29 protein-coding genes are annotated in these 24,677 nt (G+C 68.5%); 7 read left to right on the top strand and 22 right to left on the bottom strand.

What is annotated here, in order from left to right:
* Positions 1-113: 113 nt before the first annotated feature.
* Positions 114-1,100 (bottom strand): pectinesterase family protein, encoded by a 987-nt coding sequence (locus NDI65_RS17225; RefSeq protein WP_089776915.1) that lies wholly within the window; start codon positions 1,098-1,100, stop codon positions 114-116.
* A 152-nt stretch (positions 1,101-1,252) separates the two neighbouring features.
* On the opposite strand from NDI65_RS17225, the gene NDI65_RS17220 reads away from it, so the two are divergent.
* Positions 1,253-2,575, top strand: a complete 1,323-nt coding sequence (locus NDI65_RS17220; RefSeq protein WP_310893878.1) for an MFS transporter — start codon at positions 1,253-1,255, stop codon at positions 2,573-2,575.
* Between the two features lie 32 nt (positions 2,576-2,607).
* Here NDI65_RS17220 and NDI65_RS17215 read toward each other — a convergent pair whose 3' ends face one another.
* Both NDI65_RS17215 and NDI65_RS17210 read right to left on the bottom strand, forming a co-directional pair.
* Positions 2,608-3,219 (bottom strand): class I SAM-dependent methyltransferase, encoded by a 612-nt coding sequence (locus tag NDI65_RS17215; RefSeq protein WP_089776913.1) that lies wholly within the window; start codon positions 3,217-3,219, stop codon positions 2,608-2,610.
* A gap of 146 nt (positions 3,220-3,365) precedes the next feature.
* Positions 3,366-3,977: a metal-dependent hydrolase gene (locus NDI65_RS17210; RefSeq protein WP_172795736.1), complete on the bottom strand. Its 612-nt coding sequence runs from the start codon at positions 3,975-3,977 to the stop codon at positions 3,366-3,368.
* Between the two features lie 98 nt (positions 3,978-4,075).
* On the opposite strand from NDI65_RS17210, the gene NDI65_RS17205 reads away from it, so the two are divergent.
* Together NDI65_RS17205 and NDI65_RS17200 are read left to right on the top strand one after the other, a co-directional pair.
* Entirely contained in the window at positions 4,076-4,693 is a 618-nt protein-coding gene (locus tag NDI65_RS17205; RefSeq protein WP_310893877.1) for a hypothetical protein, read from the top strand.
* A gap of 40 nt (positions 4,694-4,733) precedes the next feature.
* A complete protein-coding gene (locus tag NDI65_RS17200; RefSeq protein ID WP_089776911.1) occupies positions 4,734-5,387 on the top strand; it encodes a TrkA family potassium uptake protein in 654 nt (217 codons plus the stop codon).
* Between the two features lie 298 nt (positions 5,388-5,685).
* On the opposite strand, the gene NDI65_RS17195 is transcribed toward NDI65_RS17200, so the two are convergent.
* Genes NDI65_RS17195 through NDI65_RS17185 form a run of 3 tightly spaced genes read right to left on the bottom strand, consistent with a single transcriptional unit; the run spans position 5,686 to position 8,282 of the window.
* A complete protein-coding gene (locus NDI65_RS17195) occupies positions 5,686-6,528 on the bottom strand; it encodes a phosphate ABC transporter ATP-binding protein (protein WP_193310917.1) in 843 nt (280 codons plus the stop codon).
* Positions 6,525-7,223, bottom strand: a complete 699-nt coding sequence (locus NDI65_RS17190; RefSeq protein ID WP_089776910.1) for an ABC transporter permease — start codon at positions 7,221-7,223, stop codon at positions 6,525-6,527. The genes NDI65_RS17195 and NDI65_RS17190 overlap by 4 nt, the downstream gene beginning before the upstream one ends.
* Before the next feature lie 24 nt (positions 7,224-7,247).
* Complete coding sequence (locus tag NDI65_RS17185) at positions 7,248-8,282, bottom strand: substrate-binding domain-containing protein (RefSeq protein ID WP_089776909.1); 1,035 nt, start codon at positions 8,280-8,282, stop codon at positions 7,248-7,250.
* Positions 8,283-8,513: 231 nt separating this feature from the next.
* On the opposite strand from NDI65_RS17185, the gene NDI65_RS17180 reads away from it, so the two are divergent.
* On the top strand, positions 8,514-8,990 hold the full coding sequence (locus tag NDI65_RS17180; protein WP_089776908.1) for a PIN domain-containing protein: 477 nt from the start codon (positions 8,514-8,516) through the stop codon (positions 8,988-8,990).
* Between the two features lie 37 nt (positions 8,991-9,027).
* Here the strand turns inward: NDI65_RS17180 and NDI65_RS17175 are convergent, their stop codons facing one another.
* The 12 genes from NDI65_RS17175 to NDI65_RS17120 form a co-directional block, all read right to left on the bottom strand.
* Positions 9,028-9,201 carry a hypothetical protein gene (locus NDI65_RS17175; RefSeq protein ID WP_167344088.1) on the bottom strand — a complete coding sequence of 58 codons (174 nt, stop codon included), beginning with the start codon at positions 9,199-9,201 and terminating at the stop codon, positions 9,028-9,030.
* A gap of 218 nt (positions 9,202-9,419) precedes the next feature.
* On the bottom strand, positions 9,420-9,827 hold the full coding sequence (locus tag NDI65_RS17170) for an ACT domain-containing protein (RefSeq protein WP_089776907.1): 408 nt from the start codon (positions 9,825-9,827) through the stop codon (positions 9,420-9,422).
* Between the two features lie 148 nt (positions 9,828-9,975).
* Positions 9,976-10,614, bottom strand: a complete 639-nt coding sequence (locus tag NDI65_RS17165) for a non-canonical purine NTP pyrophosphatase (RefSeq protein WP_089776906.1) — start codon at positions 10,612-10,614, stop codon at positions 9,976-9,978.
* 54 nt (positions 10,615-10,668) lie between these two features.
* Entirely contained in the window at positions 10,669-10,947 is a 279-nt protein-coding gene (locus tag NDI65_RS17160; protein ID WP_007276153.1) for a DUF5808 domain-containing protein, read from the bottom strand.
* Between the two features lie 63 nt (positions 10,948-11,010).
* Positions 11,011-12,669 carry a bifunctional N(6)-L-threonylcarbamoyladenine synthase/serine/threonine protein kinase gene (locus tag NDI65_RS17155; RefSeq protein WP_089776905.1) on the bottom strand — a complete coding sequence of 553 codons (1,659 nt, stop codon included), beginning with the start codon at positions 12,667-12,669 and terminating at the stop codon, positions 11,011-11,013.
* A gap of 33 nt (positions 12,670-12,702) precedes the next feature.
* The gene (locus NDI65_RS17150) at positions 12,703-13,014 is read right to left on the bottom strand and encodes a 30S ribosomal protein S24e (RefSeq protein ID WP_004967452.1); all 312 of its coding nucleotides are present in this window, start codon (positions 13,012-13,014) and stop codon (positions 12,703-12,705) included.
* Between the two features lie 68 nt (positions 13,015-13,082).
* The gene (locus NDI65_RS17145; protein ID WP_089776904.1) at positions 13,083-13,622 is read right to left on the bottom strand and encodes a GTP-dependent dephospho-CoA kinase family protein; all 540 of its coding nucleotides are present in this window, start codon (positions 13,620-13,622) and stop codon (positions 13,083-13,085) included.
* 2 nt (positions 13,623-13,624) lie between these two features.
* Positions 13,625-13,822: a transcription elongation factor subunit Spt4 gene (gene spt4, locus NDI65_RS17140; RefSeq protein WP_004041779.1), complete on the bottom strand. Its 198-nt coding sequence runs from the start codon at positions 13,820-13,822 to the stop codon at positions 13,625-13,627.
* Complete coding sequence (locus NDI65_RS17135) at positions 13,822-14,394, bottom strand: DNA-directed RNA polymerase (RefSeq protein WP_004041780.1); 573 nt, start codon at positions 14,392-14,394, stop codon at positions 13,822-13,824. Before NDI65_RS17135 ends, spt4 begins: the two co-directional genes overlap by 1 nt.
* Before the next feature lie 7 nt (positions 14,395-14,401).
* Complete coding sequence (locus tag NDI65_RS17130) at positions 14,402-14,770, bottom strand: twitching motility protein PilT (RefSeq protein ID WP_089777295.1); 369 nt, start codon at positions 14,768-14,770, stop codon at positions 14,402-14,404.
* 22 nt (positions 14,771-14,792) lie between these two features.
* The gene (locus NDI65_RS17125) at positions 14,793-16,028 is read right to left on the bottom strand and encodes a translation initiation factor IF-2 subunit gamma (RefSeq protein ID WP_089776903.1); all 1,236 of its coding nucleotides are present in this window, start codon (positions 16,026-16,028) and stop codon (positions 14,793-14,795) included.
* A gap of 237 nt (positions 16,029-16,265) precedes the next feature.
* A complete protein-coding gene (locus NDI65_RS17120) occupies positions 16,266-16,973 on the bottom strand; it encodes a hypothetical protein (RefSeq protein ID WP_089777294.1) in 708 nt (235 codons plus the stop codon).
* A gap of 225 nt (positions 16,974-17,198) precedes the next feature.
* On the opposite strand from NDI65_RS17120, the gene NDI65_RS17115 reads away from it, so the two are divergent.
* The gene (locus NDI65_RS17115) at positions 17,199-18,182 is read left to right on the top strand and encodes a DUF5787 family protein (RefSeq protein ID WP_310893876.1); all 984 of its coding nucleotides are present in this window, start codon (positions 17,199-17,201) and stop codon (positions 18,180-18,182) included.
* Between the two features lie 28 nt (positions 18,183-18,210).
* Here the strand turns inward: NDI65_RS17115 and NDI65_RS17110 are convergent, their stop codons facing one another.
* The 4 genes from NDI65_RS17110 to NDI65_RS17095 are packed head-to-tail and all read right to left on the bottom strand — an operon-like array spanning position 18,211 to position 21,375.
* Positions 18,211-18,423, bottom strand: a complete 213-nt coding sequence (locus tag NDI65_RS17110) for a hypothetical protein (RefSeq protein WP_089776902.1) — start codon at positions 18,421-18,423, stop codon at positions 18,211-18,213.
* Entirely contained in the window at positions 18,420-19,244 is an 825-nt protein-coding gene (locus NDI65_RS17105; RefSeq protein ID WP_089776901.1) for an MBL fold metallo-hydrolase, read from the bottom strand. Before NDI65_RS17105 ends, NDI65_RS17110 begins: the two co-directional genes overlap by 4 nt.
* A gap of 50 nt (positions 19,245-19,294) precedes the next feature.
* A complete protein-coding gene (locus NDI65_RS17100) occupies positions 19,295-19,906 on the bottom strand; it encodes a twin-arginine translocation signal domain-containing protein (protein WP_310893875.1) in 612 nt (203 codons plus the stop codon).
* A gap of 50 nt (positions 19,907-19,956) precedes the next feature.
* The gene (locus NDI65_RS17095) at positions 19,957-21,375 is read right to left on the bottom strand and encodes an ATP-binding protein (protein WP_089776899.1); all 1,419 of its coding nucleotides are present in this window, start codon (positions 21,373-21,375) and stop codon (positions 19,957-19,959) included.
* Positions 21,376-21,724: 349 nt separating this feature from the next.
* Here NDI65_RS17095 and nasA point away from each other — a divergent pair, with 349 nt between their 5' ends.
* Positions 21,725-23,836 carry an assimilatory nitrate reductase NasA gene (gene nasA / locus NDI65_RS17090; protein ID WP_089776898.1) on the top strand — a complete coding sequence of 704 codons (2,112 nt, stop codon included), beginning with the start codon at positions 21,725-21,727 and terminating at the stop codon, positions 23,834-23,836.
* 58 nt (positions 23,837-23,894) lie between these two features.
* A complete protein-coding gene (locus tag NDI65_RS17085) occupies positions 23,895-24,527 on the top strand; it encodes a molybdenum cofactor guanylyltransferase (protein WP_042663950.1) in 633 nt (210 codons plus the stop codon).
* Positions 24,528-24,677 lie beyond the last annotated feature (150 nt).

Raw genomic sequence — 24,677 nt, 5'->3', positions numbered from 1 at the left:
TGATGTTCACATCCCGGCCTAGGCTCTTCTCGAACTCCAACTGCCGAGCGAGGCGTCTCGTCGCCGAGCAGTTGCCGGATTTCGGTCGAAACTGACCCGCCCCACTCGCACTCTCACTCCTCCCAGTCCCACCACTCCCCATCACCCTCCGAACCCAACACGTTCGCCTTCGAATACCGCTCAGCCTCCGCCTCAGTCAACGCCGTCGCCCACGGAACTCGCTCGCCCTCCGAACCCGGTCCTCGGCTGTCGTACTCCGCGTATTCGACCGTCTTCTCGGCTTCCGGGCGCGACCAGTTGTGCCAGCCGGCGGGGAGCACGTGCGAGCCCATCCGGGTGCGGATAAACGCGGTCCGGGCGTAATTCCGCCACGGACGGCCGAGATACGCCTCGGACACGTCGGGGTCGGCGGTCAGTTCGCAGTCGAGAAAGACGAAGCCGAAGGGTTCGCTCTCCGGCGTTGAGGCCGCCGTCACGTACGAGTCGGCTTTCGAGTGGACGCGGCAGTCCTCGAAGACGGCGGTCGAACCGCCGAAGACGAAGTCGGTCGTCCCCTCGACGTCGCAGTTCGAGAAGTACTGACGCGCGCCCTCGCCGGCCGCGTAGACGGTGTCTTGGTGGCCGAGGAAGCGGCAGTTCTCGAAGACGGCGCGGTCGGCGTCGACGTGGAGGGCGACGGCCTGTCCGACCGGGCCGGCGCTGTTCTCGACGGTCAGGTTTCGGGCGCGGAAGTCGTTGCCGCGGACCTTCAGCGTGTAGGTGAAGAAGGTGCTGTTGCGCCCGCGGTCGATTTTCTCGAAGTGGTCGCCGTGGGTGATGACCGTCTCTGCGGCGCTCTCGCCGACGAGGGTGACGTCGGGGTTCCACGCGTGGACTTCGACCTTCTCGTCGTACACGCCGCCTCGGACGAGGATGCGGATTCGGTCCGGCGGGAACGACTTCGCGCCGTCGATGGCGGCCTGAATCGTCTCGTAGTCGCCGCTGCCGTCCTTGGCGACGACGTAATCGTACTCGTCGGGGTCGTCGGATTCGGCGAGCGTGCCGAGCAACCCGACGGCGACGCCGAGCGAGACCAACGCGAGGGTGAGGGACGCGAGCATGGCGCGTACGTGACGTGCCGCCGATATACGCTTGGGGGATAGCGGAGGAACTCACGGTCGAGTCGGAGACGGGAACGGGCCACCGCTCGCCCGTCCCGTCCCACACGAATATTCGCGATAGACATTTACACGCACGCGCTGTCGCCTGAGCCATGACACGGTTTTCGCGGTTCGGGCCGACCCGCGTCCGGTGGGCGCTCTGGGCGCTCCTGACGACGGGGTTTCTCCTCGTCAGTTTCCATCGCGTCACCTCGGCGGTCCTCGCCGACGACCTCGCGCGGACGTTCGACACGACCGGCGCGGAACTCGGCATGCTCCACGCCTCCTTTTTCTACATCTACGCCGGCCTGCAGCTCCCGGCGGGCATCCTCGTGGACCGCGCGGGGCCGCGCCGGGTCGCCGCCGGCGGACTCGCCGTGATGGCGCTCGGCGTCTTCGGCTTCGCGCTCGCGCCGACCTACGGGGTGGCGTTCGCCTCGCGGGCGCTTCTCGGCCTCGGTGGAAGCGTCCTCTACACGGCGACGCTCCGGTTCCTCGCGAACTGGTACCGGCCGGACGAGTTCGCCACGATGACCGGGTGGACCGTCGCCGCGGCGGGCATGGGCGGCGTGCTCGCGACGACGTCGCTCGCGGTCGCAATCGACGCGGTCGGCTGGCGTTCGGTCCTTCTCGCGGTCGGCGTCGGCGGCGTCGGCCTCGCCGTCGTGACGTACCTCGCGGTCCGCGACCGGCCGCGAGACGCCGGGTTCGACCCCCTCGACGGCGTTCGTCCGCCCGCGTCGTCGGTCGAACTCGGGACGGTCATCGAGAACACGAGGCGCGTCCTCCGCGAGGGCGAGACGTGGCTGATGGGGACGATGCTGTTTCTGGTCTTGGGCACGAACTTCACCGTCACCGGCCTGTGGGGCGTGCCCTACATCGCCGACCTCTACGACCTGTCGGTCCGGACGGCGTCGCTTTTCGTCTTCGTCGGCAACGTCGGCTTCCTCCTCGGGTCGCCCGTGCTCGGGACGCTCTCGGACCGCATCGGCTACCGCACCGAACTCATCGTCGCCTCCTGTGTCATCTTCACCCTCGCGTACGGACTCGTCTTCCTCCTCGTGACGCCGCCGCTCTTGCTCGTCGGCGTCCTGCTGTTCTCGGCGCTGTTCGTCATGGGCGGGGCCGTCATCGCCTTCACGGTCGCCAAGGAGCGCCACGACGCCACCGCGAGCGCGACGGCCACGGGCGCGATAAACAGCATGGGCTACTTCGGCGCGGCGCTGCTCCCGGCGGTGATGGGCCTCGCCCTCGACGCCTACTGGACGGGCGAGACGGTGGCCGGCGCGCGGGTCTACACGCCGACCGGCTACCGCGTCGCGTTCGGCATCGCCACCGCCGCGGGCGTCGTCGCGGTGTGCTGTGCGTACCTGCTCCACCGGCGGGAGTCCCGGACCGACGCGGCCCCGTCGGCGACCGCGGAGCCGACCGACTGAGGAACGTGTCGCTCCCCGCTAACGCAACCGCCTCAGCCCTCGTATCGCGCTAACACGAACGGGTACTGACTCCCGAGTTCGTCGTCCACGACGAACTCGGATTCGACCGCGAACCCGGTCGAATCGAGCGTTTCGTAGGTCTCCTCGATGTCGGGGAAACTCCAGCGCATCTCGACGCCGCTGTCGAGCCAGTCGGGGTTCGACCCGGACCACGCCTCGCCGCCGACGGTCGAAAGCAGGGTGCCGCCGGGCCGGAGGACGCGGGCGAACTCCGCGAACACCCGTTCGTGTTCTGCGATTGGGACGTGGATGACGGAGTAGAACGCGCAGACGGCGTCGAAGGCGTCCGAGCGAACCGGGAGCGCCGTCATGTCGCCCTGCCCGAACCTCGCCGCCGGCACGTCCCGTCGGGCGAGTCGCAGTTGTTCGCGGGAGAAGTCGACGCCGACCACGTCGAAGTCGGCCGCGAGGGCGTCCGTCACGGGCGTTCCCTGCCCGCATCCGGCGTCGAGGACCCGCGCGCCCGAGTCGAGAGCGTCGGCGAGCTCGTCGAGCGCCGCGGGCGCGTCGTCGTTCCGCTGGTCGCGGTAGTCGTCGGCGAGGCGGTCGTACGCGTCTCTGACGGCGCGTCGTTGGTCTGTCATTCTGGAACTCTGGTGAGTTCGACCGCGCGGTCGCCGGATAAGTGTCTTGTCCCGGTCGGCCCGCTCGCGGGCTGTCGGTTCGAGACGGAAGCGACGCTGAAAAACGGAGAATCGGTGGTCGAGACGCCTCGAAAACGGGGAGCCGCTTACCGAAGGTCGCGGACGAACCGCTCCGGTACGTAGTCGACGACGTGGTCGGGTATCGCCGCGACGGCGGTCTCGGCGATGGCGACCATCGGCTTGCGGAGCAGGACGTAGACGCCGGAGACGGCGACCGCGGCGATGACGAGCGTCTCGGCGAGGCCGTCGAACGCGAGGACCGGCGGGACGGCGAAGGCGAGCGTCAGCGCGAGGTCCTCGGGCGCGCCGTCGTAGCGAATCAGCCGCTTCGGGGCGAGCCACCGGCCGTTCCAGTGGTCGTAGACGGCGCGCTCGGAGGTGCCGAGCCACGGCTTGAGTTCGAGGCCGCCGCCGAGCACGTCCGACGCGGAGTGGAGCGCGGCCGCCGCGAGGAACAGCGCGACCGCGAGCGTGGTCGTGGTCGGGTTCAGCGCGGCGACCGCGACTGCGGGCACGGCGAGCGCGCTGAAGTACACGGGGAAGTGGAGAGTCTTCCGGTGGCCCGCGTACAGGTCGAAGTCGGGGAACAGGCCGCCGAGTGCGGCCGCGAGCACCGGGAGCATCCCGGCCTCGGGGACCAGCGCCCACACGGCGGTGCCGAGAACGACACCCGCGAGGGCGTGAGTGGTGGCCATCATCGGTGGAGCGTATGCAATCAGGGCGAAAAACGGTGTCGGTGGTCGTGCTAGCTAGTCACACGCTCAAATTTAGGGCGCTCAGGTCGTAGCGCACCGCAATGGTCTCTCGTCGAATCGAGCGACTGGCGGGGCGGGCGATTCAGGCCGTCATCCTGTGTATCTTCCTCGTCGGCGTCTACACGCGGAACCTGAGCGTCGTCGTCAACGCGGTGCTCGCGCTGAGCGCGACGTTCCTCCCCGCGGTGCTCCGCCGCGACTGGCAGATTCGGCTCCACCCGCTTCTCGGCCTCTGGTTGGCGCTGGCGGTGTTGCTCCACGCCGTCGGCATGCTCGGCCCGTACAACTACATCGACTGGTGGGACCACGTCACCCACACGCTCTCGGCGACCGTGGTCGCGGCCGTCGGTTACGTCACCGCGCGGGCCGTCGACGAGTACACCGAGGCCGTCTACCTCCCCGACCGCTTCATGTTCGTCTACGTCCTGCTTTTCACGCTCGCGGCCGGCGTGTTCTGGGAGGTACTGGAGTTCGGCGCGCGCCTCGCCGCCGAAGCCGTCGGCTCCGAGTCCGTCCTCGTCCAGTACGGTCTCGGCGACACAATCGTCGACCTCATCTTCGACACGGTCGGCGCGGTGCTCGTCGCCCTCTTCGGGACGCCGCCGCTCGCGGACACCATCGATTCGGTTCGGGAGCGACTCGAACGGACCCGACCCTGACGGGGCCATCTTTTAGCCACCCGGTGTGCATACTACTACCATGAAACTCGTTATCGTTGGGTACGGACGTGTGGGCTCGCGGACCGCTCGCGTGCTCCGCGAGGAGGGCCACGACGTGACGGTCGTCGACAACGACGAAAAGAAGGTCGACCGCGCCCGCGACGAGGGGTTCGAGGCCGTTCTCGGCGACGGCGGAACCGAGAGCGTGCTGCGGGAGGCGGGCGTCGAGGGAGCGGACGCCGTCGGCGGACTGACCGGCGACCCGAACGTCAACTTCGCGGCCTGCATGCTCGGCAAGGAGTTCGACTGCCGGACGGTCATGCGCATCAGCGAGGACTACCGGCAGGAGATTTACGAGCGCTACGCCGACGACGTGGACGAGATTATCTACCCCGAACGCCTCGGCGCGGCCGGCGCGAAGACGGCGCTTCTCGGCGGCGACTTCAACGCCATCGGCGACCTGACCGACCAGCTCCGACTGACGACGGTGACCGTCCCCGACGGCGCGCCCGTCGTCGGCCAGCACGTCGCCAACATCGACCTCGGTGCCGACGGTCGCGTCTACGCCCACGGCCGGGAGCGCGAGCCGATGACGATTCCGCTTCCCGGGACTGCCGTCGAGCCCGGCGACCAGCTCGCGCTCCTCACGGAGCGAAACGCGCTGGAGCGAGTCCGGTCGAAACTGCTCGGCTGACCCGACGCAGACGCCGGTCGTCGCGGCCGAGACGCCGCTCTGCGGCGCAGTCTACCTCGGAAAACAGCGCCGTGGTGGCGGCGCCGCGTGTCGTACCGGGGGAAACCAGAACGACGATGGTGGTGGTGGTTTTCGTGCCGGGCGCGCCGGTGGGAGGATGGGAACTGAGGCCGAATGCGCGCCCCATCCTCGGGTACGTACGGGGAACCTTAAATCTGCGTCAGACGGGGGTCACACGCCATCTACACGCAAAATCTGCTGTTATACCGGTGACGAGACCGCGGCTGACGCCCCGCGTTCAGTAGACGAGTTTCCCCTCGACGAACTGGCGGACCCGGTCGTCGTCCGGCGACTCGAACACCGCGTCGGTCGCCCCCGATTCGATGCACGTCCCGCCGAGGATGACGGCCGTCCGGTCCGACACCCGCCGGGCCTGCTGCATGTCGTGGGTGGCGAGCGCGACGGCGATGCCGCGGTCTCTGGCCGCGCGCATCGCCGACTCGATGGCGGCGGTGTTCCGCGGGTCGAGGTTCGAGGTCGGCTCGTCCAGCAGTAACACGTCGGGGTCGGGCGCGAGCGCGCGAGCGATGGCGACGCGCTGGGCCTCCCCGGCCGACAGCGAGCCGGCGTCGCGGTCGACCTTGTCGAACATGCCGACGGTCCGAAGGGCGTCGCCGACGGTGTCTGCGCGCTCGTCGCGGCCGAACAGCCCCGCTACCGCGTCGCGGACGCGAGCCGACCACGGTCGGCGGACGCGGAGCCCGTAGGAGACGTTCTCCGCGACCGTCGTCGAAAAGAGGCTCCGGGTCTGGAACGCCATCCCGACCCGGCGTCTGACCGCCAGCCGGCGAGCCTCCGGGAGGTCCCACACGTCGTCGCCGCCGACTTCGACCGTCCCCTCGTCGGGACGCTCGAACATGGCGAGCAGTCGGAAGAGCGTCGTCTTCCCCGTCCCCGAGGGACCGACGACGGCGAGAATTTCGCCCGGTTCGACGGCGAGCGAGACGTCGTCCAGCACCGCGCCGTCGCCGAAACCGTGGCTGAGGTCGCGGGCCGCGAGCCGAGTCCGACCGTGCCGCGCGCCGGTCGATGTGGAGTCGGACCCGTCGGACTCCCCGCCACCGTGGAGCCCGGCCGTCATCGTCCCCTCCCGTTCCGTCCGGGAGTCCGGTCGCGGAACCGCGCGCCGAGGGCGTTCACGCCGAGGACGAGCGCGAGCAGGATGGCTCCGAGGGCGATGCCAGTCTCGATGTTCCCCTTCCGCGCCTCGACGGTGATGGCCGTCGTGAGCGTCCGGGTGAACGACGTGCTGTCCGAGAAGACGATGTTGCCGCCGACGATGAGCACGGAGCCGACCTCGCTGATGGCGCGGCCGTAGGCGGCCAGAAGCGCCGTGACGATGCCGTACCGCGCCTCGCGGACGACCAACAGCGCCACGTCAGTCGAGGTGCCGCCGGCGGCGAACGCGGCGTCTCTGAGGTCCTGCGGGACCGACTGGACCGCCGACAGCGAGACGCTCACGAGGACGGGAAGCGCGAGGACGGTCTGCGAGAGAATCATCGCCTCGGGCGTAAACAGCAGTTCGAACGCCCCCAGCGGCCCCGACCGGGAGAGCGCCAAGAGCACGACGAGCCCCACGACGACGCTCGGAAAGCCCATGCCGGTCGAGATGAGCGAGGTCACGGCGGACTTCCCGGTGAAGTCGCGAAAGCCGACCAAAAGCGAGATGGGCAGGCCGATTGCGGCGCTGAGCGCGACCGCCGCGGTGCTCACGTACAGCGAGACGGCCGTGATGCTGACGAGGTAGGTGAGGTTCAGGTCGCCGAGGCCGAACACGGTCGGTGGTGGGGTCCGACCGGACTAAAAGTCCTCGGGGACGTGCTGTGCCACCCACGACTCGAACTGCGCGTCGGACACCGACGCCGACGACGAGGCGTTCTCCCCGCCGTCGTAGTTCTCGGGGACGTACTGGCCGAACTGCGGCTCCTCCGAGAGCGCGTTGGGGAAGAACAGCTGGGACCCGTTCGCCGTGTAGTTGCTGATTATCTCCTGTCCCTCGGGCCCCGTGAGGAAGCCGGCGTAGGCCATCGCCAGCGAGTAGTTCACGTCGGGGTACTTCGCGGGGTTCACGGGGATGACGCCGTAGGGGTTCTTCAGGATGGTCGGTCCGCCCTTGAGCGGCCCCTGCACCTGGATTTCGAGGTCGACGTTGTCCTGCGTCGCGAGGAACGTCCCGCGGTCCGAGAGCGTGTACGCGCCCGACTGGTCGGCCTGTACGAGCGTGTCGCCCATGCCCTTGCCGATTTCGCGGTACCACCTTCCCGACGGCTCGACGCCGGCGGCCTCCCAGATGAGCAGTTCCTTCTTGTTCGTCCCCGAGTCGTCGCCGCGGGAGACGAACGTCGCCTCGGCCTCGGCGATGGTCGCAAAGGCGTCGGTCGCGCTCTCCATCCCCGAGATGCCCGCGGGGTCGTCGGCCGGCCCGACGACGACGAAGTCGTTGAACATCACGTCGCGGCGGTTGACGCCGTAGCCGTCCCGGAGGAACTCGTCTTCAGCGCCGCGGGCGTGGACGAGAATCACGTCCGCGTCGCCGTTCCGCGCCGTCTCGATGGCCGCGCCGGTCCCCTGCGAGATGGTCTTCACCCGGGCGTTGAACTGCTCCTCGAACACCGGGTTCAGGGCGTCGAGCAGCCCCGTGTCGTACGTGCTCGTCGTCGTCGCCAGCGTCAGCTCCCGGGTCGCGCCGCTCTCGCCCTCGCTTCGGCTCCCGCCGGAGCCCTCCGCAGTCTCGTTGTTCGCCTCCGGGGGACTCGCGTTCCCCGTGCATCCGCTCAGTCCGAGAACCGCGCCGACACCGGCGGCCTGTAGGAAGCGCCGTCGCTCTATCGCCATGCATTGTGGTTCGCCGAACGGGGAATAACTGTTTCCCATGTGATGTAACCACAACCGATTTCAATCACGGGGATTTGAAACGACCTGAGCCGGAAATCGGTTGCGTCGGATTCTTTTCGAACCCCTCCGTCCTAGCGCACATGAGTTGGGAATCGCTCTTCGCCCGCGCCGCCGCCTACGAGACCACCGAAGCCGACGTCACCGAGGCGCTCCGCGCCCGGCGGGGCGACGATGCCTGAGACGGAGCCCTCGCCCGCGCGGGTCGTCGCCGACGCCGACGTGCTCGCGGCGGACCTCCTCGCCGACGGTCCCGCGAGAGCGGCGCTCGACCACCTCCGGCGGCACTCGTGGACGACGCTCGTCGCCAGCGACCCGCTTCTCGACGACACCGAGGCGGTCGTCTCGTCGCTCGCGGACGCCGACCTCGCGGCCGACTGGCGCGAGAAGGTCGACTCGTGGGCCGAACTCGTCTCCCACCCGGACGGCGACAACCCCGCGCTGGCGTCGGCCTACCGCGGCGGCGCGATGCACCTCCTCACGTTCGACGACCGGCTGAGTTCGGCGCGGGCGGGCGCGGCGCTCGGCGGTCGCTTCCCGGTCAGTATTCGCCATCCGAAGGCGTTCGCGTCGCTGTTCGCGCCGGAGAGCCTCTACGTCGAAGTCGAAGGCGGGTCGTACCCCGGCCCGGACCGCGACCCGCGGGCGTAGTCGCCAGCGCCGGCCGGATCGCCGACCACCCGTCGGCTCAGTCGTTGAGGACGCGCGTCACCGCGAAGATGGCGAGGACGGTCACGAGGCCGAACGCGACGGCGACACCGAGGCCCTGCGAGGCGTCGCCGAAGAACACCGCGATGGCGGCGAAGACGGCGATTCCGTAGCCGCTGGCCGCGCCGGCGGCGACGACGTTCGCTCGGTTCATACGTCCCCGTACGCGCCCGTCGTGCCTGAGTGGCGACCCCCGCGATTGCGGGGAATGACGGGGCCAGGGTCAGCTGTCAATCGGGCGGCGCGCGCGCGGTCGATACCGCTGGAGGGGTCGGTGACGAGGGGAAGGGGCTCGTCGTAGTCGGGGAACATCACGACTAGTCTGTCAACGCCGAACGTATCAAATTGTTCGCTCGCAAACCAGTCTCGACGTTAGTTCCCGTCGCCGTCGGTCCCGGCGCGCTCGACGGTACAGCCGAGCGATTCGAGTTTCGTCGCGGCCGCCGCCACGTCGCCCCCCGGGACGAGCACGTGGTCGGTCGAGTACGCCGACAGCGCGAATATCGAGATGTCCTCCTCGGCGAGCGCGCCCGCGACCCGCGCCAGAAAGCCGACGAGTTCGAACGGCAGGACCATCTCGAAGGTGAGTCGCTTCCAGCCCCGCTCGACGTCGATGGCGGCCGCCTCGTCGACCTGTCCCTCCTCGACAACGACGGTCGTCTCGTTCTCGTCTCGAATCGTCGCGAAGGCGTCCGGGTCGCCCCGCTCGGTCTTGACGACCGCGTAGGTCGCCGCCGAGACGGTCACGGTCCCGCCCTCGAAGAAGTCGCTCGGGTCCATGCGTCTCGGGGTCGCTCCGCCGGGGTAAACGTAGCGGCCGGTGGCGGTGGTCGCCGGCCGCTCCCGTTCAGCGAACTTCCGTCGGACGCTTCGCTACCGCTCGGCGTACTTCCGTCGGACGCTTCGCGCCCGACGACGTTTGCTTCGCTCACTCCGTTCGCTCAGCAAACCACGTCGCGAACTTCGCCAACGCCCGCCCGCGGTGGGAGATGCCGTTTTTCTCCTCGGCGCTCATCTCCGCGAACGTCGCGCCGTCGTGTTCGAAGATGGGGTCGTAGCCGAAGCCGCCCTCGCCGCGCGGCGGGACGATGCGGCCGTTGACGCTCCCCGTAAAGAGTTTCACCGGGAGCGCCTCCGTCTCCTCCGCGTCCTGCTCCGCGCCGCGGGCGGCCGCGACGGTCCGGTCGTCGCGGTCTATCGGGTCCGGACTCGCCTCGAAGGGCTCGCCGTCGCAGTACGCGAGGACACATCGGAAGGAGGCCCGCCGGGGCTCGTCGAGTTCGGCCGCGGCCAGTCGGTGGACCGCCTCGACGCCGAGGGTGTCTTCGACGTACGAGGAGTACGGGCCCGGGAAGCCCTCGAAGCCGTCGATGAAGAGCCCGGCGTCGTCCACGAGCACCGGTTCGTCGGCGTAGCGGTACGCCTCGCGCGCGCCGTGGGCCGCGATGGGGCCGAGGTCGGACGCCTGTACCTCGGTGTAGTCGAAGTCGAGTTGGGTCACGTCGTCGTCGAGGTACGAAAGCGCCTCGCGGACCTTCCCCGCGTTCGTGGTGACGTATCGGAGCATGCCCGCCCCTCCGCGGGCGGACGTGGAAAAGTCGTCGGTGTCGGTCGCTTCGCCTCAGTCGACGATGACTTCGACGGGGCCGTCGTCGGCCTCGGCTTCCTCTTCTGTCTCCTCCGCCTTCTGGCGCTCGTTCCAGAGGAGGCCGCCGGCGACGAGGAGGACGACCCACGACCGCCAGCTCGCGAGGTTCAGCGTGTAGCCGATGCCGAACGGCTTCTCGACCAGCATGCCCTTGCCGGGCTGCCAGTACGACGAGAGCAGTCGACCGGCGCTCGGTCGCTCGAAGTTGTACGGGATGCCGAAAAGCGTTCCGCGCTGCGGTTTGTCTGCCATGTGAGACGAATACGCCGGCTCGGGATAAATCGTTTTGGCCTTCCGGCGAGGTGTCCGCGCCGACTATCGGTACCGGCCGCGGGACTCGACTTCTCGCAACCGGGCGATGACCTCCTCGGAGCCGACGGCCTCGTAGCCCGCTTCGAGCGCGTCGAGAAGCGGGTCGGCGTCGTCTGCGGTGCCCTCGACGCTCTGAGCGAAGACGTGGAGGTCCATCGCGTGGTCCTCGACGTGACCCGTGTGGAAGCCGAGGCCGAAGTCGATGAGGTACACGCGCGGGTCGCCGTCCGGCCCCGCTCCGACCCGGACGTTCCGCGTCGTCGGGTCGCCGTGGACGATACCGGCCTCGTGGAGTCGCGCGAGGTACTCGCCGACGACGCGGACGGCCTCGGCGTCGAGGCGCTCCGCGAGGTCGGCGTCGCCGACCCGCTGGAACGTGATGACGCCCTCGACGGGGTCGATGTCCCGAATGACGGGCGTCCGAACGCCGGCGCGCCGGGCGTCGCTCGTCAGCCGCGCCTCGGCTTTGGTCCGCTCGCGGCGGATTCTCTCGTCCAGTTCCGGGTGGCGGTACGTCTTCGGCACGCGCCGCTTGACGACCTCGTCGGAGCCGATATCGACGGTCGCCTCGGCCCCGCGAATCGCGCCGTCGTCCGTGTGGGCGCGAGCGACCGACTCGTCCGCGCCGCGCCACGTCACGGCCACTTGGTCGGGTCGGAAGTTCGGGTCCACGGTGGACTCCTCGACCGCGAGCGTGTCGCCCGCGGCGAGCATCCGCGCGCCGAGGGCGGCTATCATGCCTGCGTTGTCGCGGAGGAACCGCGGTTCGGGCGCGTAGAACTTCGCCCCGCGCTGGTCGCACATCTCCGCGAGCATCTCGCGCAGGCGGGCGTTCTGGCCCACGCCGCCGCCGAGGACGAGTTCGTCCGTCCCCGTCAGCGACAGCGCGCGCTCGGCCACCTCGGCGAGCATCGCGAAGACGGTCTCCTGGAGGCCGGCGCAGATGTCGGGGACGGGCGTGCCCGCGTCCGCCTCGTCCTTCGCGGCGCTCATGATGCCGGAAAACGAGAAGTCCATCCCCTTGACGACGTACGGCAGTTCGACGTAGTCGCCGTCCGCCGCGGCCGCCTCGACCTTCGGGCCGCCGGGGTGGGTCCAGCCGACGTGGCGGGTGAACTTGTCGAGAGCGTTGCCGACGCCGGTGTCCATCGTCTCGCCGAGGACGCGGTAGCGACCGTTGTGGTAGCCCAAGAGGTGGGCGTTCGCGCCCGAGGCGTTCAGACAGACCGGGGAGTCGAAGCCGGACTGGTAGCGACCGATTTCGAGGTGCGCGACCATGTGGTTGACGCCCAGCAACGGCACGTCGAGCGTCTGGGCGACCGACCGGGCCGCCGTGCCGACGATGCGGAGACACGGCCCGAGACCGGGGCCGCGGGAGAAGGCGACGCCGTCGACGACGGGGCCGTCGCCGTCGTGCCGCGCCGCGGCGTGTTCGAGCGCGGTCTCGACGACTTCGGGGACGGCGCTCCCCATGTGTTCTGCGGCCTCGCGCGGGTGGATGCCGCCGCTGTCCGGCTGGTAGGGGTCAGATTCGATGAAGACGTGGTCGGCCGCGGGGTCGGGCGTCCGCCCGGTCCCGGAGCGGAGCGCGTCGGGGTCGTCGGTCTCGAAAACCGCTGCGCTCGCGGCCCACGCTGTACCTTCGATTCCGAGAATGCGCATCGAGTGTGAAGAAACGACGGTTCGAAGCCGGGATTACGCCTCTTCGGCTTCGACTTCGGCGTCGGCGTCGGTGATCTTGTTGCGTTCGAGCATGTGGTCCTGTTCGACGTCGCGCGCGAACTCGGGGCTCTCGTAGACCTTCGCGTAGCCCGCGGTCTTGCGCATGCCGAACTTCGTGTCGAGTTCGTGGACGACGACCTCGTCGGAGTCCTTGTTCAACTTGGCCGCGAGCGAGTCGCGGACCGACAGACGAGACGGCGTCGCTTCCTCGTGGACGATCTCGAATCGAACGTCCGTCCGGTGCAACATGGGGTTCTCCTCCTCGGAGATGATTTCGATATCCATGGTTCAGTTACCTGTAATTCCCCCCGAAGCAAGTAAAAGGATTTCGAAGGGACGAGCGCGCCCGCGTCTCAGGCGTCGATGGGGGCGACGACGGCGTCGAAGTCGCCGTCGAACCGCGCGAGGAGGTCCCGCATCTCGGTCTTGGTCGCGTCGGTGACGGCGACGCGGACCATTCCCTCGTCGGGTTGGCCGTAGACGACCGTCGAGCCGACGGGCGCGGCGAGCACCGCCGGGAGCGTGGCGAGGTCCTCTTCGCCCGCGACGAGCAGCGTCGTCGGCTCGGGGTCGTCGAGCGCGGCCACGAGCGCCTCGACGAGGGCGACGGAGACGGTTCCCGGTTCGTTTTCGACCTCGACGAGGCGGCCGGTCTCGACCGCCTGCCGAATCTCCTTGCCGACGGCCTCGCGTTTCGTTTTGCCGTCGACGACGGCCACGTCCGGCGGGCGACCGGCGCGGCGGAGGTGGAAGGTGACGACGTCGCCGACGGCGACGAGCGGCGCGCCCGCGCCCTCGCTGGATGCGTCTGCGAGGAGGTCGTCGGCCTCGGTGTACACCGGGCCGAACGGCTCTTTGAACGCCGCCCGAAGCGCCGCCGGCAGGGTGAGCATCCTCAGCGGACCTTGAGCGCGTAGCCGCCGGGTTCGGTGACGTTCATCTCGGTGGCGATTTCGCTGTCTTCGGGGTGGGTGATGACGACGTAGCCCGCCCAGTCCTCGGTGAGACTGCTCGACCCGCAGTTCTCGCACGTCTGTTTGTCCGGGTCGTTGACGAAGTGGCACTCGCGGCAGGCGAGACGGGGCTTCGCCATCAGTTACCCTCCGCCGAGGCCTCGCTCTGCTGGCGCTTCGATTCGAGCCAGCCGTGCTTGCCGAGCCCCGGCTGTTTGGCCGTGAGGCCGATCTTCGAGTCGCGCGGGTTGCGCTCGTCGATGCTCTTGGTGACGATGCGGGCGCGCACCTCGTCGTCGACGGCGAGCGTCTGGTTGGACTCGGTCGACGCGAGCTGCTGGTTCTCGCCGTCGTAGGCGAGGTATTCGTCGGATATCTGCGAGACGTGCAGCAGCCCGTCGACCGGGCCGATGCCGACGAAGGCACCGAACTCGACGACCTCGACCACGATGCCGTCGACGACCTCCTGCATGTCGGGGTCGTAGGTGATGGCGTCGAAATCGGCCTCGTAGTAGACGCCGGGGCGGTTGGGCAGCACGGTGCCCTCGCCGATGTCGTTGACGTTCACGACGCTCACGACGCTCCCCACGTCCTCGTCCATCCGTCCTTCCAACTTGTCCTGCAACAGTCGCTTGACCCGCTCGGGCGTCACGTCGCCCAGGTGTCGGGGTGGGACTTCGACTGTATCTTTGAGTCGTACCCGTTTGTACATAGTTTCGTTAAGGTTCCGTGATTGCCAGCGTGGCGTGCCCCCGGATGCCGACGACGGGAATCCCGCAGTCGAGCACCCGGTCACGGAGGGGCTTGTCGTTCGTGACGACGTAGTCGACCTCGCCCGATTCGGCGAGTTCGACGACCGCGTCGTCGGCGTACGTTTCCTCGGTTTCGACCGCTCGGCACCGGGTCGCCAGGTCCGCGCCCACGCTCGCCGCGACGCCTTCGGTCCCGCCGCCCGACGAGAGCTTCTCCAGCTCGTCGAGGACGGCCGTGGGGACCACGAGGTCCGCGTCGGCCGCGAGGAGCCGGTCGAGTTCGTCGAACACGCGGACGTCGAGTTCGACCGGCATCATGAGCGCGTTCGTGTCCATGACGACTACGGTGGCGGTCACGTCACTTGAGCGTCCCGATACCGATGAGCCGCCAGCGAGCGCCCACGCGACGGTTGATGGCTATCTTCGCTCCCTCGGCGGCGCAGACGGGGCGCTTGAGCGAGACTTCCGCCTCGCCGCTTCGCGCGCTCGTCACCGCGCCGACCGTGGTCGCGGTGCCGACGGTGAGCATCAGGGGCTCGCCGGTGGATATCTCGTCGATACCCTCGTCTTCCTCGCCGCCGACGACGCGGTCGAGCAGTTCCACGTCCATGGTGAACTGCTCGCGCGTCGGCGGGAGCGTGCCGGGCTCGCCGGCGACCTGTCCCGCGAGCGCGTCGCCCTTCGTGAAGCTCGGGTCGAGACCGGTCCCGACGCCGCAGAGACCGCCGGGGCGGACCTCGTCGACCATGTTGCCGCCCGCCTGCAGCGAGCGGACCTCGGTCGTGATGGAGCGCCACTCGGTCTGGCCCTCCTCGTCGACCTCGCGGCCGGGACGGAGTTCGAGTTCGTCGCCTTCGTCGAGCTTGCCGGCGACGACGCTGCCGCCGATGACGCCGCCCGAGAGTCCCTCCCAGGTCGTCCCCGGGCGGTTGATGTCGAAACTGCGCGCGACGAACATCCGGCTGTCTTCGGTCTCGTCGCGGTCGGGCGTCGGAATCTCCTCCTCGATGGCCTCGATGAGGAGGTCGAGGTTGACCTCCTGTTGGGCGCTGATGGGGACGATTGGCGCGTCCTCGGCCACCGTTCCCTCCACGAACTCCTTGATCTGTTCGTAGTTGTCGAGGGCGCGCTCGCGGTCGACGAGGTCGACCTTGTTCTGCGCGATGACGATGTTCTCGATGCCGATGATATCGAGCGCCATCAGGTGCTCGGCCGTCTGGGCCTGCGGCACGTCCTCGGTCGCGCTCACGAGCAGGATGGCCCCGTCCATGATGGCGGCACCAGAGAGCATGGTCGCCATGAGCGTCTCGTGGCCGGGCGCGTCGACGAACGAGACGGTACGGAGTACGTCCGTCTCCTCGCCGTCTTCGGTCTCCTCTTCGACCGTGTAACACTCCGGCGCGTCGGCGCCGGGAATCTGACGGAACGTCGCGTCGGCGTACCCCAGCCGGATGGAGATACCGCGCTTCATCTCCTCCGAGTGCTGGTCCGTCCACGAGCCGGACAACGCCTGGACGAGCGTCGTCTTTCCGTGGTCGACGTGACCGACGAGTCCGATGTTCACCTCCGGTTGTTGTGGGTTTTTCGTCACCATTGACCTCCTGAGAGTAATCTTGCGTGAACTTGGCTCCGAACGACTGATAAAGGTGCTGTTCTCGGAGCGGCGGCGCTGTGGCCGCGTCGGGCGGTCACACACCGCGCGCGGTGACTCAGCGGCGTCTCCCGGTCCCGGCGACGCTCCGAAAAATGGTTCGTCGTGCCCCCCAGCACGACGGTTCGCGGACCGATTCGAGTAACCCCTCGAACCGCTGTCGGCCCCCGGCTTCGCCGGTTATTCAACGCCCGCGACGAGCGACTGAAGCTCCTCGCGGTAGGCGTCGGGCGTGAGCCCGAGGTCGATGTCGACCGAGACCTCGATGGCCTCGGTCGGCTCCTTGGTCACGCTGAGTTCGATGTTCTCGCCGGGGTGTGCGCCGCCGGCGACGAGAATCGTCCCGTCGTGTTCCCAGACGGCCAGCATCCCGCTGACGTCGAACTCCTGGCCCTCGATGGTGAACTCCCGTTCGTCGGTGAACGGGAACGTAATCTCGTCGAAGGCGATGGTGGCCTCGTACTCGGTCACGCGCGCCGACTCGCCGGTGTCGACCGTCGTCGACCGCGTGCCCGTCTGTTCGATGTCCGTGACGTCCACGTCTTCTAACTGTCCCTCGTAGTTCTTCCGCGCGTGGTCTTCGACCAAGTCGACGACCGTCCCCCGGACCTCCTTCGGGAGGTTCGACAGGCTCGGGTCGAGCGTCACGCGCGTCGCGAAGAACAGCGAGAACTGCCCCTCGGCCTGCCCGAGCGTCTTCTCCTTCAGCTCCTCCGAGAGGTCCATGTCCTCGTAGACGACCGTCTCGAACGCCGCGGAGACGCTCGCCGGACCGATCGACTGCTCGAAGGCCGGGTCAAGAGAGTGTCCCCCGATGTACTCCCAGCCGCCGGCTTCGAGCGCCGCCTCGGGAACCTGCGGCGGTGCCCGCGCGGCGCTCGCGGTCATTCCGGAGCTACAGCCCGCGAGACCCGCGAGTCCCGCGCTGGCCGCGATACCGAGGTACGCTCTCCGCCTGATACTGTGGGTTTCGTTGTTTTCCCCCTTCATCGGTCAGTACTGCCGCGCTCTGTCTCAAATAGGTACCTCCCCGAGAATCAGATGCGAGAACACCGACACGACCCGGCGGCCGTGGGAGCGACCTTTTTGCCGCTCCGTCTCCGAGCGCCTCACGTGCCCGCACCGGTGTCGTCGCCCTCGGAGTTCGCCTTCGAACTGGCGCTCTGCGCCCACCTCGAACAGACGACGGACTGGCTCCCCGCGCGCCAACTCGGCGCGTCGGTCGCCTCGCCGGGGAGCCGCATCATCGACGTGTGCGCCGTCGTCCCGGGGCCGGGATTCGACGAGCGCGCCCGCATCACCGACCGCGCGATTCCCGCGGCAGCCATCGAGAGCGACGTCGGAGCCGGGAGCGCCGTCTTCTGGCGCGACGGCTTCGACTGCCGTCCCGGCCGCGCCCGACGCGCCACCGACCGCGCCGTCGACGTCGGCTTTTTCGAGTCCGAGCGCCGCCGGAGCAGGGAGTACGTCCGCCGCGCCGCCCGCTATCCCGACGACTGGTTCGCCCGGCTCGTCGGCATCGAGAACAAACCCGACCTCGGGACCCCCGGCGACCTGCTCCGACAGCTCCGCCTCGACGCGAGCCTCGCGGTCTTCGACGAGGTGATTCTCACGACCGAGAGCTACGTCACCGGCGCGCACCTCAACCGCATCCCCGAGGAGGTCGGCGTCTGGCGCTTCGACCCCGACACCGGCGACCGGGAGGTCGTCCGCGACCCCCGCCCGCTTTCGCCCGACTCGACCGGCGTCGAACCCGTCGAATACCACTCGCTGCACACCGACGTGGCGCTCGTCTCGCCCGCCGAAAAGCGAACCGCCCGCCTCCGACTCGCCGAGCGCGCCTACGGAAAGGGATGGCGCGCGTACGACCTGCCGGGCTGTGCCAACGCCCGCGTCGACGCCGACGGCCGCCCGGTCTGCGCCCACTTCGGCCGCGTGGTCGACCCCGGCTCCGAGTGCGGCGCGGACTGCCCGGCGTTCGAGGCGGCCGACCCGCCCGAACTGGACCGCGACGGCCTCCGCGAGTCGCGGACGGGCTGGATTGCCGACCCGCCCGGCGCGGTCCGCAGACAGTCGGGACTCGACCGGTTCGTCTGACAGAGACGCCGGGGCGTCGAAGCGACCCTCACTCCGCGTCAGCCCGCCGCTCCATGTAGTTCCAGTAGGTGACGAGCGCGACGCCGATGACGACGACGAGGGCGAACTGCAGGGCGGCCCCGAAGAAGTCGAGTCGCCCCGTATCGAAGTAGGTTAGGCCGAAGTTCGTCGCGGCCGCGGCGAAGCCGGCGACCACGAGGTACTTGAACGCCTTGTCCTCGGCGATAGTTCGGAGCTTCACAGTTCGTACACCTCGCCGTCGACCGCCAGCGGGTCTTCGAACGCCTCGTCGGCGGGGTAGTAGTGCGCCACGTGGACGAGGCGCGTTTCGTCGGCGTCGAGTTCCTCGCCGAGCGCGATGGCCCCCTCGCGGGTCATGTGCTTCGTGCCGAAGGTCCGCGCGACCCCGTTTTCGTCGTAGTCGTCGCCGCCGATGGGGTGGTACTCGCAGACCGACGCGGGGACGATGGCCTCGGCGAGGAGCAGGTCCGGGTCGCGGAGCACGTCGCGGGACTCCTCGGGGATGGCGTAGGTGGAATCGCCCGAAAGCGAGAGCTTCGCGCCCGTCTCGGGGTCCTCGATGGCGACGCCGTAACAGACCAGCGGCGGGTGGACGACCGGCACGAGCGTCACGTCGAGGCCGCAGGCGCGGAACGACTCGAACGGCGTCCGGTCTTCGACCGAGATGCGGTCGAGGTAGTCGAACTTCGAGCGAATCGCGTCGGCGACGCTCTCGCCTGTGACCGGGTCGACCTCGTCGGCGGCGTGGACCGAAAGGTCGTCGAGGAGGCGGTAGACGTTCCCGAGGCCGTCGAGGTGGTCGAAGTGGATGTGGGTGACGAGCGCCTCGTCGGGAAGCGGCACCTCCTGCGTGAGAAACTGGTGGCGGAAGTCGGGGCTGAAGTCAACGAGGAGCGACTCGCCGGTCCGCTCGTTTTGCACGTGGACCGAAAAGCGCGTCCGCTCGATGCCTCGCTCGCGGGCCGCGAGGCAGGTCTCGCAGTCGCACCCGACGGTGGGCGTGCCGGTCGTGTCGCCGGTCCCGAGGAGGGTCACGCGCATTGACTCAACCACGGGGGCGGCGAGGTATAAACGTGGCCGACCGCGGCGAGTCAGGACCGGTACATCTGCCGGAATTCGACCACGGGGTGGAACGTCGCCGAGAGCGTCGTCGCTTCGAACTGGAAGTCTGCAGTAACCGTACGCGGAACCGCCGAGACGAGCGCCTCGAATTCGACGGACGGCGTTCGCGTTTCACCGCTCCGATTCGGCCACACCTCGTAGCCGAGCATCACTCGCCTCGCCTCTCCGTCGTCGTATCCAATCCCTCGGCTGATGTTATCTAACGACTCCACGCCGAGTCGCTCTCGCACCGTCGTCATCGCCTCGGCTCCCGCGACGGTCCCGCCGACTCGCGTCACCCACGACGATGCTGGTTCGCGCTCGTATACCGGCTCTTTCGTCGTACCCGACTCGTTCACGTGTTTGCGATAGCCGGTGCGTCGTCGAACCTCCGAAGTATCCGGATAGTAGTCGTACTTCGACGACCCCCGGTAGTCGCGCGAGAGTGTAATCGGGTCTCCAGTGGCGGGCGCAGGGTTCGACTCGGGTTCGGGAAGGGGCGTCGCGGTGGACGGTTTGGGGTCCGATGTACATCCGGAGAGCGCCGTCAGAACCCCGCCCGCCGCGACTGTCCGAACGAATCGGCGTCTACTGGAGGGCATCGGCTCGTCGTTTGCGGTCCACTAGTAAATGTTTTGTCAGAAAAGCGGCCTTACTGCGCCGCGCCGGCGTCCTTCTGCGTCTCGCCCTCGTGTTCGTCCGCGTGGTCGTGGTCGTGACTGTGGTCGTGACCGTCTCCGGACGCCGACCCCGCGACGAGTTCCGACGAGTCGGACATCATGTCGAGGTTCTTCAGGTTGTCGCGCTCCTCGAAGTCGGCGACGGCCTCAAGCAGGTCCTCCTGCGTGAGTTCCATCCGCTCTTCGGTGAGCGCTTCGAGGACGGCCTCGCGGAGGACGAGTCGGAGGTCGGAGCCGGTGAGGCCCTCCGTCACGTCGGCGATGGCCGAGGGGTCGAACTCGTCGATGTCCATCCGGTTCGTGATGACCCGGAGGATGTCGGCGCGCATCCCGCGGTCCGGCTTGGGGAAGTTGACGATCTCGTCGAAGCGCCGCCACGCCGCCGAGTCGAGCTGGTCGGGGTGGTTGGTCGCGCCGATGAGGATGACCTCGTCGCGAATCAGCGAGATGTCGTCGATGCTCTTGAGCAGCGTGTTGACCGCGCGCTTGAGCGCCGCGTGCTCGTCGGACCGGCGGGTCTTCGCCACCGAGTCGAACTCGTCGATAAAGAGGATACACGGCGACAGCCGCTTTGCGACCTCGAAGGTCTTCTCGACGTTCTTGGCCGTCTCGCCGAGGTACTGGCTCGTTATCATCGAGAGCTTCACCTCGACGAACGGGAGGCCGAGCTCGTGGGCGAGCGCCCGCGAGACGGTGGTCTTGCCGGTCCCCGGCGGCCCGACGAACAGTATTTTCCCGATTTCGCGGAGGCCGATGTCCGCGAGGTACTCGCGGTGCTCGATGGCCTTCATCAGCTTGTGAATCTCGCCCTCTTGGTCCGTCGTGAGCACGAGGTCGTCGAGGGTCATCTCGATTTCCTCGGGCGCGCGGACCTGCACGAGGTCGAGCATCTCCGCGTCGTCCTCGTCGTCGAAGTACTCGTCGAGCAGGCTGTCTATCCACACGCGGTCGGCGTGAATCGGCCGGGTCTGTTCCCTCGCGTCCGCGTGGGTCACGTCCACGTCGTCGCGGTCCTCGACCGACTTGGCGACGGTCGGATTCGTCACGAGCCGGTCGTGGTCGGCTCGCTTGACGAACCACTCCAGCGCCATCTCGGGTTGGGTCAGCGAGAGACGCCCGGAGAACTCCTCACGCTGGGTGAACATGAGGTCTGAAATCGCGTCCCAGGGGTGTTCGACGCCGGTCGCCTTCCGCGCGACGGACTCGGTCACGACGAGCGGTCGCTCGATGCCGCCCATCGACGAGTCGTCCTCGTCGCCGTCGTCCTCGGCGTCCGCCCAGAAGACGCGCCGATACCGCGGGGGAAGGTCGTTTTCGTCAAGCGTTCGGTCGTCAGTGTAGAGGTGGGCCGTCAGCAGAAACTCGACAACCTCGAGCGCCCGTTCACTCATCCCCCAGAAATTGCCCGGGGAGACGCATAAGAGCGTCGGAGCGCCGCCGGGAGCCGCGCGCGACCGAACTGGCTCGATGGCAAGGAACGAGACGCTGAACCGCTATCGGATATTAATTCCAGAAAAATAATTCAAAAATATATTCTAAAACGGATTGATTACGTGATTATATTCCTTCTATTCGATTGTATATTGGTTCTTTCTTCAGAACAATTGGGAAAAATATGTCTTCGTAAACGATTAGGTCTTTATGGTTATCTTCCGCCACTGTGAGCCAAGAAAGTGAAATGATATTCACGAACGGCACGGGATACTTGCCCGAATGCGGTACATTCGACGCGGACGGTAGGTGGTGAATCGCGTGGCGAAACAAGTCCCGACGACCTGCATGCGCTGTGCGGTCGGCTGCGGTCACGTCCACCTCGGCTCGGACACGGCGTACGGTCTCGACGCGGTCCGGGGCGACCCCTCGCACCCCGTGAACAACGGGCTGGCCTGCGGCCGCGGCATCCGCGAGTCGGCAGACCCGGACGGGTCGTGGCTCACGCGACCGCTCGTCAGGGAGAACGGAGAACTCCGGCAGACCTCGTGGTCCGACGCGCTCACGCGCGCGGGAGACGCCATCAACGACGCGATGGCCGACGACCCCGACGAGGTCGCCGTCCTCGGGAGCGGCCAACAGACGAACGAGGCCGCTTACGCCCTCGGAAAGCTCGCCCGCGGCGGTATCGGCACCCGGAACTACGACGCGAACACGACGCTCTGCATGGCGAGCGCCGTCACGGCCTACTACCGCGCCTTCGGGAGCGACGCGCCGCCGCCGACCTACGACGACATCCCCGAGGCCGAGACGCACCTCGTCTGGGGGGCGAACCCGGCGGTCGCCCACCCGGTGATGTTCCGGTGGATACGCCAGTCGGCCGACGACGGCGACCTCGTCGTCGTCGACCCCGTCGAGACGAAGACCGCGGCGGTCGCCGACGACCACGTCGCCATCGACCCCGGCGGCGACCTCGCGCTGGCGCAGGCGATTCTCGGACGCCTCGTCGAAACCGACTCCGTGGACGAGGCGTTCGTCGAGGAACATACCGAGGGGTTCGACCGCGTCGTCGACGAGCTCCCGCCGGTCGAGGAGGCGGCGGCGGACGCCGGCGTCACCCTCGACGAGGTCGAGAAACTGGCGTCGCTCCTCGACGCGCCCACGCTCGTCTACTGGGGCATGGGCGTCAACCAGAGCGTCCGGGGCACCGCGACCGCCGGCGCGCTCGTGAACCTCTGTCTCGCCTCCGGGAACCTCGGCCCCGGGTCCGGTCCCTTCTCGCTCACCGGGCAGGCGAACTCGATGGGCACCCGCGTGGTCTCCTCGAAGGGGACGTGGCCCGGCCACCGACCGTTCGAACACCCGGACCACCGCCGGACCGTCGCCGAGGCGTGGGACGTGCCCGTCTCCCGGCTCCCCGACGACAGCGGCCCGGGGCCGGTCGGCATGTTCGAGTCGTCGCCGTCGGTCGTCTGGACCGTCGCCACCAACCCGCTCGCCGGGTTCCCGGACGCGACGGCCGCCCGCGAGGTCCTCGAAGACTCGTTCCTCGTCGTGCAGGACGCCTTCCGGTCCGAGACGGTCGAACTCGCCGACGTGGTGCTCCCCGCGGCGACGTGGGGAGAGTCCGAGGGGACCACGATGAACATGGAGCGGACGGTCTCGCGGGTCCGCGCGGCCACCGAGACGCCGCCGGGCGTCAGGCAGGACCTCGACATCATCGCCGACGTGGCCGCCCGCGTCGCGCCCGGACTGCTCCCGAGGCCGTCGGTCTCGCCGAGCGACCTGTTCGACGAGTTCGCCGCGCTCACCGAGGGGACCGACGCCGACTGCTCGGGACTGTCGTACACGCGACTCGACGGCGAGCGCGCCGTGCGCTGGCCCGCGCCGGACCCGACGAGCGAGGGCGGCTACCGCTACTACGACGCCGCCGAGGAGTCCGACGACCCGACGTGGTCGTTCCCGACGCCGTCGGGGAAGGCGCAGTTCAGCGCGCTCTCGGGGCCGTCGCTCCCCGAACCCGCCGACGAGTCGTACCCGCTGACGCTCACGACCGGCCGCGAGGCCGACGGGTACAACACCGGCGTCCGCACGCGAAGCGACACGCCGGACGAGCCGGTCGCACGCGCGCACCCCGACACAATCGACGCGCACCGCGACGCGGTCGCCGACCCCGAGGGCGACCGCCGAACCACCGTCGTCTCCCGCCGGGCGTCGGTTCCGGCGACGCTCGACCCCGACGACGCCGTCCCGCCGGGCCTCGTCTGGCTCTCTATCCACCATCCCATGACCAACCGACTCACCAGCCCCGCGGTCGACCCGCAGTCGAACGAACCGAACTTCAAGCAGTGCGCCGTCCGCCTCGAACACCCCGAGACGACCGCGTCCACCGACCTCCTCGCGGCCGAGGTGAGCGACTGATGGCGCTCGTCGCCGCCGGCGGACGGCCCCGCGAACCCGGACGCACCGCCGCCTGAGAATGGCCGACGCGTCGCACCCACACCTCGACACCGGCCGCGCGGGTATCATCCTCGCCGGCGGCCGCTCGACCAGATTCGACGGCATCGACAAGGCGACGGCCACCGTCGGCGGCCAGCCCATGATTCACCGGGTCGCCGCCTCGCTCGACCCCGTCGTCGACGAACTCGTCGTCAACTGCCGCGCCGAACAGCGGGACTCGCTCGCCGGCGCGCTCTTGGACTTCGACGTCCGGTTCGCGGAGGACGCACACCCCGACCGGGGCCCCGTCTTCGGCCTGCGAACCGCGCTGCGGGCGACGAGCGCCGAGTACGCGGCGGTCCTCCCGACCGATATGCCGCTGGTTCCGAGCGGGTTCATCTCGCACCTCTTCGGCCGCCTGCAGGGCGGCGCTGGCATCGTCCCGCGGGTCTCGGAGACGACCCAACCGCTCCCCGCGGTCGTTCACTGCCGCGCCGGCGAGGTCGCCTGCACCGATACCATCCGCGCCGGAGACGACCGCCTGCAGGCCGTGATGTCCGCGCTCGACGTCACGGTCCTCGACGACCGCGAAGTGGAGGCTCACGCCGGGACGCACGCGTTTCACAACGTGAACTCCTTCGACGACTTGCGCGCGCTCGCCGCTCGTCGGTGAGCGCGTTCGAGCCCCATACCACATTATCGTCCATTATATTCAATTGTGGTTATCCAATAATCACTCGACTATCTGCCCAAAGTACAACCTTATATTCGGAATATTCGGTTATAGAATGGACGAATGCGCCCTATTGGGTCAATTTCTAAA

The sequence above is a fragment of the Haloferax sp. S2CR25 genome, from assembly GCF_031624535.1.
GTDB lineage: Archaea > Halobacteriota > Halobacteria > Halobacteriales > Haloferacaceae > Haloferax > Haloferax massiliensis.
The sequence above is the reverse complement of the archived record's forward strand: the minus strand, read 5'-3'. Positions and strand labels throughout refer to the sequence as shown.